Source organism: Kitasatospora sp. NPDC057692 (assembly GCF_042799475.1).
Taxonomy (GTDB): Bacteria; Actinomycetota; Actinomycetes; order Streptomycetales; family Streptomycetaceae; genus Kitasatospora.
Map to the genome: position 1 here is coordinate 34562 of NZ_JBHVIV010000074.1, position 10495 is coordinate 45056.

At 78.3% G+C, this 10495-nt stretch carries 7 protein-coding genes and 1 pseudogene; 5 read left to right on the plus strand and 3 right to left on the minus strand.

The window, feature by feature from the left end:
• The first annotated feature begins 32 nt into the window (after positions 1–32).
• Complete coding sequence (locus ACFVFS_RS31470) at positions 33–872, plus strand: class I SAM-dependent methyltransferase (protein WP_380628226.1); 840 nt, start codon at positions 33–35, stop codon at positions 870–872.
• Positions 873–982: 110 nt separating this feature from the next.
• Here the strand turns inward: ACFVFS_RS31470 and ACFVFS_RS31475 are convergent, their stop codons facing one another.
• Positions 983–1402, minus strand: a complete 420-nt coding sequence (locus tag ACFVFS_RS31475) for a DUF3224 domain-containing protein (RefSeq protein WP_380628227.1) — start codon at positions 1400–1402, stop codon at positions 983–985.
• Positions 1403–1516: 114 nt separating this feature from the next.
• Here ACFVFS_RS31475 and ACFVFS_RS31480 point away from each other — a divergent pair, with 114 nt between their 5' ends.
• Positions 1517–2500: a helix-turn-helix transcriptional regulator gene (locus ACFVFS_RS31480; RefSeq protein ID WP_380628228.1), complete on the plus strand. Its 984-nt coding sequence runs from the start codon at positions 1517–1519 to the stop codon at positions 2498–2500.
• Positions 2501–2520: 20 nt separating this feature from the next.
• On the opposite strand, the gene ACFVFS_RS31485 is transcribed toward ACFVFS_RS31480, so the two are convergent.
• Positions 2521–3126 (minus strand): DinB family protein, encoded by a 606-nt coding sequence (locus ACFVFS_RS31485; protein ID WP_380628229.1) that lies wholly within the window; start codon positions 3124–3126, stop codon positions 2521–2523.
• Between the two features lie 186 nt (positions 3127–3312).
• Between ACFVFS_RS31485 and ACFVFS_RS31490 the strand changes: the two genes are divergently transcribed.
• The gene (locus ACFVFS_RS31490; RefSeq protein ID WP_380628230.1) at positions 3313–6321 is read left to right on the plus strand and encodes a BTAD domain-containing putative transcriptional regulator; all 3009 of its coding nucleotides are present in this window, start codon (positions 3313–3315) and stop codon (positions 6319–6321) included.
• 98 nt (positions 6322–6419) lie between these two features.
• Here ACFVFS_RS31490 and ACFVFS_RS31495 read toward each other — a convergent pair whose 3' ends face one another.
• Positions 6420–8537: a serine/threonine protein kinase gene (locus ACFVFS_RS31495; protein WP_380628231.1), complete on the minus strand. Its 2118-nt coding sequence runs from the start codon at positions 8535–8537 to the stop codon at positions 6420–6422.
• Between the two features lie 448 nt (positions 8538–8985).
• On the opposite strand from ACFVFS_RS31495, the gene ACFVFS_RS31500 reads away from it, so the two are divergent.
• Together ACFVFS_RS31500 and ACFVFS_RS31505 are read left to right on the plus strand one after the other, a co-directional pair.
• Positions 8986–9735 carry a hypothetical protein gene (locus ACFVFS_RS31500; RefSeq protein ID WP_380628232.1) on the plus strand — a complete coding sequence of 250 codons (750 nt, stop codon included), beginning with the start codon at positions 8986–8988 and terminating at the stop codon, positions 9733–9735.
• A 1-nt stretch (position 9736) separates the two neighbouring features.
• Positions 9737–10495: pseudogene (locus ACFVFS_RS31505) on the plus strand (hypothetical protein); the annotation flags it as partial.

Genomic DNA, 10495 nt, shown 5'->3' on the forward strand with positions numbered 1-10495 from the left:
CTGCGGCCGACCCGGGCGGGCAGGTATCGGCCATGACCACCTCTTCCCTTCCCGCCCGCCCCGACTTCTCCGGCGACGTCGCCGCCCACTACGCCGAGTACCGCCGCGGCTATCCGCCGGCCGCCTTCGAGGCCCTGGCCCGCGTCTTCGGCCTGGACGCCCACCCCGGCATCGGCGACCTCGCCCTCGACCTCGGCTGCGGCACCGGCCAACTCGCCCTCCCGCTCGCCGCGCACGTGCGGACCGTCGTCGGCATGGACCCGGAGCCGGACATGCTCGGCCGGGCCCGGGCCGCCGCCGACCGGGCGGGCGTGCGCAACGTGCTGTGGATGCTGGGCACCGACGCGGACGTCCCCGCCCTCGCGGACCTGCTGCCCGGCGACCGCCCGCTCGGCGTCACCGTGATCGGCAACGCCCTGCACTGGATGCGCCCTGACGCGCTGTTCGCCGCCCTCCACCCGCGCACCCGTCCCGGCGGCGGGGTCGCGGTGATCGCCAACGGCGCGCCGGTCTGGGCCCAGGACACCGACTGGTCGCGTGCCCTGCGCGGGGCGCTGGAGGAGCACTTCGGCCGGCCGATCACCGCCTCCTGTGGCACCGACGACGCCGAACGCGAGGGCTACGCGGACGCGTTGAAGTCCGCCGGCTTCACGGACGTGCAGGAGGAGGTGATCGCGTACGAGGACGCCCTGACCCCCGATCAGCTCCTGGGCACCGTCTACTCCGCCATCCCCGCCCCCTCCCTCCCGCCGCTCGCCGAGCGCCCGGCCTTCGCCGCCCGCCTGAACGCCGCCCTGCCCGCCCCGCCGACCGCCGCCGGCTACCCGGAACACGTCCGGATCTCCCTCCTCACCGGCCGGATCCCGGGGTAACGGCCCCGGAAGCGTCCCGGCAGGGCGCCGCCGCCTCGCCGACCGCGGGAAGGAGCCGGATCGGCCTGCCCGGCCGCGAGCGCCGGCCACCGGGCGGCCGGCCTCCGGGCTCAGCCGAGGTCGTACGCGTAGGAGAAGGTGTACGGGACGGGGGACTCACCGGGGTGGTAGAGGTAGCCTCCGGTGCCGCGCAGGCCGGCGAGTTCTCCGGTGGCGGTGCCGGGGACCACCTCGAAGGTGCAGCGGACGGTGCCGTCCTCCTCGAAGGTGCCGCGCTCCTCCACCGTGAAGCCGCCGGCGCGCCCGTCCACCCGGCCGGTGAACCGCTGCAGGCCGGTGAAGGACCCGGCCTTCTCGGTGGCGTAGACGAAGACGTACTCGCAGACGGTCGCCGCCGCCTCGATGCCGCCGGTGAAGGCGTTGACGACGGAGGCCCGGGCCCGCCGGGGCAGGGTGTCCGCCGGGCCGATCGGGGTCTCCGTCCAGTCGGCGTAGCCGAAGGCGCCGGTGACGGTGGTGGAAGCGCTCATGGTCGTTCTCCGGATGGTGCTCGGGCGGCGCGCGGCGGTGTGCCGCGCGCTCGGTGATCACTCTGGCCCCCGTACCTGACACCTTCTGTCAGGTACGGGGGCCAGAATGGTGAGATGCGCGCCGACCGGCTCCTCGCCCTGCTGCTCCTGCTCCAGAACCGCGGCCGGATGACCGCCGGCGAGCTCGCCGCCGAGCTGGAGGTCTCGGTCCGCACGGTCTACCGGGACGTCGAGGCGCTGGCCGCCTCCGGCGTCCCGGTGACCGCCGACCGGGGGCCCGAGGGCGGCTACCGGCTGATGGACGGCTACCGCACCCGGCTCACCGGGCTCACCGACGCCGAGGCCGACGCGCTGTTCCTCACCGGCGCCCCCGGACCGGCCCGCGACCTCGGCCTCGGCGCCGTGCTGACCACCGCCCAGCTCAAGCTCCAGGCCGCGCTGCCCGCCGAACTCGCCGACCGCACCCGCCGGATCCAGGACCGCTTCCACCTCGACGCCCCGGCCTGGTTCCGCGACGCCGACCGGGTCGCCCATCTGGCCCCGGTCGCCCGGGCGGTCTGGGAGCAGCGGGTGCTGCGCGTCCACTACCGGCGTTGGCGCGGCGAGGTGCACCGGGAACTGCACCCGCTGGGCCTCGTGCTCAAGGGCGGCATCTGGTACCTGGTCGCGGGTGCGGCGGACGGCGCCGGCTCCCCGGGCGAGGCCGTCCGCACCTACCGGGTCTCCCGGCTGCTCGCCGTCGAGGCCGCCGAGGAGGTCTTCGAGCGCCCGGCCGGCTTCGACCTGGCCGCCCACTGGACCGAGACCGCCCGCCGGCTCACCGCCGCCCTGCACCGGCAGACCGCCCGGCTGCGGGTCTCCCCGCAGGCCCGCAGGCTGCTGCCGATGCAGTTCGGCGCCGCCGGCGTCCGGGCCCTGACCACCGCGGGACCGCCCGACGCCGAGGGCTGGGTGGAGGTCGACCTCGCCGTCGAGAGCACGGCGGTGGCCGTCGGGGACCTCCTGCGGCTGGGGCCGGAGGCCGTGGTGCTCGGCCCGCCCGCCCTGCGCGAGGCCGTCGCGGCCGCCGCCACCGCCGTCGCCCGGCACTACGCCTGAGCCGGCCGGACCGCGGACGGCTACCTCGGGGAGGGCCGCCGGGCGGCCTCCCGGGCGGCGCGTTCGACCCGGTCACGGTGCCCGGCCCACCAGGCCTCGTCGCCGGGGGCCGTGTTCTCCCCGTTCCGCCGCTGGCCGGTCGCGCCGTCGAGGAGTTCGCGGACGATGTCGGCGTGCCCGGCGTGCCGCTGGGTCTCGGCGGTCATGTGGGCGAGGCCGTGGTGCAGCGTCACCTCGCTGCGCCGGCCCCACGGCACCCGGCCCACCGCGTCCAGCGGCAGCGCGGCGATCGTCTCGTCGGCGTGCGCGCAGGCCGCGCGGTACCGGTCGACGATCTCCTCCCGGCTCTCCTCCGGGGTCGCCCAGAAGTCGGAGTTCGGCTCGGCGTCCCCGGTGATCCACGGCCGGGGCGCCTCGAACGGCCGCCCGAAGGTCTCCCCGAAGTACACGGCCTCCGCCGCCGTCGCGTGCTTGACCAGCCCCAGCAGATTGGTCCCGGTCGGTGTGAGCGGCCGGCGGATGTCGTACTCGGACAGTCCTTCGAGTTTCCACAACAGGGCGTCCCTGGCGTCCTGCAGATAGATGATCAGGTCCTTCTTGAAGGTCTCGGTCGTCTCATCGGTCATGCCGGCCAGTCTGCCGCCGCCCCTCCCGGCCTTCACCGCCTTTTCCCGGCCCGGGAGCCCGTCGGCACCGCCGCCCGCGACCGCCCGCGACCGGCGGCGGACCGGGCTCGCCGGAGCTGAGCAGCGGGAATGCCGGTGGTTATCATGCGGACGGGGGAGTCGTACGGACACGGGGGGAGTCGATCGGTGGATCGGGAGGCGCGGTCCGGAGGACTGCGGTTCGAGGTGCTCGGGCCGGTGCGCGGCCTGCGGGACGGGGTGGAGCTGGCGCTCGGCTCACCGCAGCAGCAGGGGCTGCTGCTCGCCCTGCTGTTCCGGGCGGGCCGGCAGGTGTCGGGCGCCCAGTTGATCGACGACCTGTGGGGCGAGGAGCCGCCGGCCAGCGCCCACGGCGTCATCCGCACCTATGTGCACCGGCTGCGCCGGATCCTCGGGCCCGACGTGCTGACCTCGCTCGGCGGCGGGTACCTGCTGGTGGCCGACCCCGAAGGCCTGGACACCGCGCGGTGCGAGGCGCTGCTGGCCCGGGCGCGGACGCTGCGCGCCGAGGGGCGGCACCCCGAGGCGGGCGCCGTCCTGCGGTCGGCGCTGGCGCTCTGGCGCGGCGAGCCGATGTCCGGGGTGCCCGGCCCCTACCTGCAACGCCAGCGCCGGGAGTGGGAGGAGCGCCGGCTCGCCGTCCTGGAGTCCTGTCTGGAGGCGGAGGTCGAGGGCGGCCGCCGGGCCGAGTCGGTCGCCGAGCTGGCGGCCCTGGCCGAGGAGCACCCGCTGCGCGAGCGCCTCTCGGAGCTGCTGATGCTCGCGCTGTACCGCTCCGGGCGGCAGGCGGACGCGCTGGAGGTCTACCGGGCGGCGGACCGCCGGCTGCGCACGGAGCTGGGCGTGGCGCCCGGCCCCGGGCTGCGCGAGCTGCACGGGAGGATCCTCGCGGCGGACGAGAGCCTGGCGGCGCCCGCCGGACCGGTGCCCGTCCAGGCGCCCCCGGCGGAGGCCGTGCCGCCGGCCGGGGCGGCCTCCGCCGCCGTCCTCCGGCCGGACCAACTCCCTGCCGCGGTGGCGGATTTCACCGGCCGGGCGGCGGAGGTCGAAGCGGTCAGGGCCGCCCTGCTGGAGTCGGACCGGGTGCCCGTGGCGGCGGTCGCGGGCATGGGCGGGGTCGGCAAGACCGCGCTCGCCCTGCACGTCGCGCACGGCCTCGCCGAGGAGTTCCCGGACGGCCGGCTCTACCTCGACCTGCACGGCGCGGACGGCCGTCCGACCCGCCCGGAGGAGGCGCTGGCGGCCTTCCTGCGCTCCTTCGGCGTGCCCGGCGAGGCGATCCCGGCGAGCCCGGCCGAACGGGCGGCCCGCTACCGGTCGTTGCTCGCCGGGCGGCGGGTCCTCGTGCTGCTGGACAACGCGCGCGACGCCGAGCAGGTCCGGCCGCTGCTCCCGGGCGGGGCGGGCTGCGCCGTCCTGGTCACCAGCCGGACCCGGATCGGGGCGCTGCCCAACGCCCGCTTCACCGAACTGCCGGTGCTGCCCGCCGAGGAGGCGGTCACCCTGCTGACCCGGGTGGTCGGCGCCGATCGGGTGGCGGCCGAGGCCGAAGCGGCCCGCGAACTCGTCCGGCTCTGCGGACAGTTGCCGCTGGCCGTGCGGATCCTCGCGGCGCGCCTGGCCTGCCGCCCCGGCTGGAGCGTGGCCCGGCTGGTGGAGCAACTGGGCGGCGACCGCTACCGGTTGGACGCGCTGCGCAGCGGGGACCTCGCCGTCGACTCCTCGTTCCGCTTCGGCTTCGACCTGCTGGACGCCGAACAGGCGCGCGCCTTCCGGATGCTGGCCGTCCCCGAGGTGCCGGACCTCTCGGCGGCGGAGGCGGCCGCGGTCCTGGACCGGCCGGAGCCCGCCGCCGAGGCGCTGGCCGAGTCCCTGGTGGACTGCTCGATGCTGGAGGTCTCCGCCGGTCCCGACCGCTACCGCTACCACGACCTGCTGCGGGCCTTCGCCCAGCGGATCGACCGGGTCTGCCCGGGCGGACCGCGGAACCAGGCGGAGATCGACGGTGAGCGGGTGCGCGCGCTGACCCGGCTGGTGGACCACCACCACGCCAGGATGGCGGCCGCGCTCCGCCCGCCGTCGGAGCGCGCCGCCGCCCCGGCGGCCGGGGACTACGTGACCGTCGGGGCGCTGGTGCGCCAGTGCGCGCAGCTCCCGGTCCGCTCCCCGGGTGGGGGTCCCGGCCTCGACCGGCTCGCCGAACTCCTGCTGGGCGTCTGCCTGTCGGCGGACTCCGGGCACGCCACCCGGCCGCTCGGCCATGCCGCCAACGCCCTGCTGCGGGCCGCCCTGGAGCAGGGCGACCGCACCGCGGAGGCCCGGGCTCGCCTGGTGCTCGGCCGGCTGCTGGCCGAGGTCGGCTCCGCGTCCTCGGCCCTCACCGAGCTGCTCCGGGCCCGCGACCTGTGCACCGCGCACGGACTGCCGGAGCCGCTGCTCGCGCTCGCGCACGGCTCGCTGGCCGCCTGCTTCGTCCACCTCGACCGCCCGGACGAGGCGGTGGCCGGGTTCTCGGCCGCGGTCGCGGTCCGGCAGCGGATCGGCGACCGGCGCGCGCTGGCCGCCGAACTGCTGGACCTGGCGGGGGCGTTCGCCCGGCAGGGCCGGTTCGGCGCGGCGGGCCGGGTGGTGGACCAGTCGCTGGTGATCGGCCACGACCTGGCGGACCGCGCGCTGGAGGCCCGCGCCCGGGACTCGCTCGGCTCGATCGCCCACGACCTCGGCCGGTACGACCAGGCGGTCTCCCACCGGCGGGCCGCGCTCGCCCTGACCGACCCGGCCGACCACCGGCGCACCGGCCGGATCCTGCTGCGGCTCGGCGAGTCGCTGCGCGCGGGCGGACGCGGTCCGGAGGCGGTCGAGGCGGCGGAGCGCGCGGTCGACGCGCTGACCCTGGACGGCGACCACCGGGGCCGCGGCCTGGCCCTGGCCGCGCTCGGCGACGCCCTGGCGGACCACCGCCCGGGCGGGCCGGAGCGGCCCGGCGACCCGGAGCGGTCCGGCCGTCCGGCCCGGGCCCGGGCCTGCTGGGCCGAGGCGTACGGCATCCTGGCCCCGATCGGCTCGCCGGAGGCCGAGCGGCTGGTGCCGCTGCTCGGTGACGACCACCCGGCCGGGCCGTCCCGGCGGCACTGGCCGTCCTGGCTGCCGGTCTGACGCGGCGCTCCCGGTCTGACGCGGCGCTCCCGGTCCGGCGCGGCGCTCCCGTCCCGTGCGCACGGCCCGGCCCCCGGCCGTGCGCGCGGGACGCCGGGTCAGGCGGCGGAGACCGTCCAGACCTGGTCGGCGGAGCCCGCACAGGTGCGCACCTGTGCGGGCGAGCCCGGACCGGCGGCGGACAGGCAGCGCTGGGCGTCCCGGGCGACGGTCACCACATAGCCCCCGGGCACCGGGAAGAACGACCAGATCTGGGTCGGGGCGGTGGGGTTCGACGGGTACCAGAGCCGGGTCTGGGAGCGGGCCCCCTCCAGGTCCAGGACCTTGGAGTACCGGGCGGCGCCGTTGGAGAGCAGATAGCCGCCCTCCGTGTGCGCGGTCAGCTGCCAGACCGCGCCCGGGCCGCCGTCGTCGGGGGCCAGGACCACCGGGTTGCCCGGCCGGTCGAGCGAGGCCTGGTCGAACAGCACGGACCCGCCGTTGGAGAGCCGGACGAGCGACGGCAGCGGACCGCCCGGCTGGACCGGAGGCTTGGTGGGCGGATCCGTCGGAACGGTGTAGGTCGGCGGGGGCGGGGGCGGCGAGGCGGTGTACGGAGGCGGGGAGGAGGTGTAGGTCGGCGGCGGCGCCGCGGTGTAGTCGGGGGCCGGGGACACCGTCCGCCGCGGAGTGGCGGTGGAGGCCGGGGCGTTCGGCGGCGGGGCGGCCGTGTAGGCCGGGCCGTCCGGCGCCGACGGCTGCCCGGGCGCCGGCGCGGGGGCGCCCGGTGCGCCGCCCTGGGCGGGGGCGCCGGCGGGTGCGTCCGGGGACCCGGGGGCGGGTGCGCCCGGGAGGTTCGCGGGGCCGCTCCCGCCGCCCGGACCGCCCACCGGACCGCCCGCGGCACCGACGCCGCCCGCGGCCCCCGCGTCGGGCGGCGTCGCGCCCGGGAGGACCGGTCCGGTCGGCGAGGGGACCCCGGACGGGGTCGGCGCGCCGGGGGAGGGGGAGGGCGCGCCCGGGTCGGGGAGCAGCCCGGCGGGCGCCGTCAGCGGAACGCCCGACCGGGCGGAGGAGTTCGCCGCGTCGGCGGCCCGGACGCCGGCCGGTCGCCCGTCCCGGTGCAGGGCGACGACCGCGGTGGCGGTGACGGCGCAGCAGAGCGCGGCCGCGCCCGCCACGAGCAGGGTCCGGCGCCGGGTGCCGAACAGCGCGGCCCGCCACCGGGCCCCACGGCCCGGTGGGGCGGACGGCTCGGCCGGGGCCGCCGGGGCCGCGACCGCCGGGCGCGCCGCCGACCCGGTGGCCCGGAGCGCGGCCAGCGCACCGGTCGACCGGACCACCGCGGCCCAGGACGGCCCGCCCGCCGGGCCGTCGGCGGGCTCACCGGCGAGGGCCGCCAGGACGGCCCCGGCCATGGCGGCGGCGTCCGGCCAGCGCAGGGCCGGGTCCTTCGCCAGGGCCCGCTCGATCAGGGCCCGGACCGGGGCCGGGACCTCGGCCGGCAGCGGCGGCACGGGGTCGGTCAGGTGCTTGAGGATCAGCTCCAGGGCGGTCTCGCCCTCGAACGGCAGCCGCCCGGTCAGGCACTCGTAGAGCACGACCCCGAGCGCGTACAGGTCCGCCGAGGCGGTGACCGTGCCGGTGGAGGCCTGCTCGGGCGCCTGGTAGGCGGCGGTGCCGAGCACCATCCCGGGCACGGTGAGCCGGGGGTCGCAGCCGGGCCGGGCGATGCCGAAGTCGGTGACCACCACGTGGCCGTCACGCATCATCAGGTTGGCCGGCTTGATGTCCCGGTGGACGATGCCGGCCTCGTGCGCGGCCTGGAGCGCCGCCAGGACCTCCAGCGCCAGACCGAGGGTCTCCGGAGCGGTCAGCGGGCCCCGCCGTTCCATCACGGTGCTCAGCGGCTCGCCCTCGATCAGCTCCATGACCAGGTAGGCGACCGGGTGGGCGGCGGGTCCCGGGGGTGCGCCCCAGGAGGGGACGTCGGCGGCGCGGCCGGGGCCGAAGTCGTACACGCCGACGATGCCGGGGTGCTGCACCCGGGCCATCACCCGGGCCTCGTCGTGGAAGCGCTCCGCGAAGCCGGGTTCGTCCAGCAGCGCGGATTTGAGGACCTTGACGGCCACACGGCGGTCGAGCACCTGGTCCTGGGCGAGCCAGACATCGCCCATCGAGCCGCCGCCGAGCCACCCCTCCAGCCGGTAGCGGTCACCGAGCGTGGTGCCACGCATGATTCTCCTCGACCTCGTTTCGTCGTCGCGACCGCCGCCGGGGCCCGGTCGGCCCTCGGTCGCACCGGCAGATCCTGCCGGGCGGACATAAACGCCGACTTGTCGTGGCCACTGAAACCCCCCGCCCCCGGATCTCCGGCGCCCCGTCGACGCATCCGTGAACGGACCGTCGACCCCCCGTGTGCGGCGGCTCGGCGGCATGGCATCGGGCCGGGTCCGCGGAGGGGAGCCCGAGACGGTCGACCGTCGTGCGGCCGCCGCCGCGGTCCTGGTCGCCGCGACCGCGCCGCCCGCCCCCGCGGCGGCCCGTCCGGGTGCCGGACGACGCCTCTCGGGGCCGTCCGGCACCCGGGCGCGCACCCGCCGAAGCGCGGGCACGGAGAGTGACGGGCCGGGAACGGACGATTCGGACTTGAATCTTTGCGAACGGATGTTCGATCCTGGGGGTGTGCCCGTTATCGAATCTGTTTTCGAATCCACCGTCGAGCGGAAGCCCGCGCTCCGTCCGGTGGCGTCGACCGCCGCCCCCGGACGGGGGCTGCTGCCGGTGGTGCCCGCGCTGCGCGGGCTGCTGCCGGAGGGCGGGCTGCGGCGGGGCGCGGCGGTGTCGGTGGCGGGCGGGGACGCCGGGCTGCTGCTGGCGCTGGCCGCCGGGGTGCGGGAGACCGACGGCGGCTGGGCCGCGGCGGTCGGGCTGCCGGACCTCGGGCTGGCCGCGGCCGCCGGGTACGGGCTCGACCTGCGGCGGCTGCTGGTGGCCGACGATCCCGGACCGCACTGGGCCGAGGTGGTGTCCGTGCTGGCCGGCGCCGTCGAACTGATCATGCTGCGCCCGGACGGCCCGGTCCCGCCGAACCTGGCCGCCAGGCTGGCCGCCGTGCTGCGGCGCAGCGGCTGCGTGCTGCTGGTGGCCGGGCCGTGGCCGGGGGCCGGACTGCGGCTGGGCGTGCGCTCCGGGCGCTGGTTCGGGCTGGGCGACGGGCACGGGCAGCTCATCGGGCGGCAGGTGGAGGTGGCGGCCGAGGGGCGCGGTTCGGCGGGGCCCGGGCGGACCGCCCGGCTCTGGCTGCCGGACGCCCACGGCGCGGTGCGGACCGTGGAGGAGGCGGTCGGCGCCGGGACGGTGGACGTGGACGTGGCGGGGGAGGGCGCGGTGTCGGGGGCCGGGGCGGGCCTCGACCGCATGGCGGTGGTGTGAGATGACCGGCGGCGAGGTGGCCGGCTCCACCGGGGCGGCCGGCGCGGTCACCCCCCGGGTGCTGGTGGTGTGGTGTCCGGACTGGCCGGTGGCGGCCGTCGAGCGCCCGGGGGAGGCCGACGCCCCGGTGGCGGTGGTCGAGGGCGGCCGGGTGCTGGCCTGCTCGGCGGCGGCCCGGGCGGCCGGGGTGCGGCAGGGGCAGCGGCTCAAGCTGGCCCAGCGGCTCTCCCCGGCGCTGGAGCTGCGCGACCGCGACCCGGAGGCGGAGGCCCGGCGGTTCGAGCCGGTGGTCGCGGCCGTGGAGGCGTTCACCCCCCGGGTGGAGGTGCTGCGCCCGGGGCTGTGCGCGATCCCGGTGAAGGGGCCGGCCCGCTACTTCGGCGGGGAGGAGGCCCTGGCGGCGAAGGTCCAGGGGGCGGTCACCGCCGCCCTGGCGGCTTCGGCCGCGGCCGCGGTCGTGGCTCCCCGGGTTCACCCGGCGCACCCGGCGGACGCGGAGCAGGGAGGGGGCCGCGGTGCCGCCGGGGGCGGTGCCGGCCGCCTGGCCGAGGTCGTCCCGCTGCACCCCGCCGATGCCGGGCGTCCCGCTGATACCGGGCACCCCGCTGATACCGGGCACCCCGCCGACGCCGGGCGGCCCGCACCCCGGCGGCGGACCGCCGGGGTGGACGAGCTGCTCGCCGCCGCGCCCGCCGCCCGGGACGGCGCCCGGGGCGGCTTCGCCCGCCCGCCCGCCTACCCGCCCGCCCCCGCCCCCGGG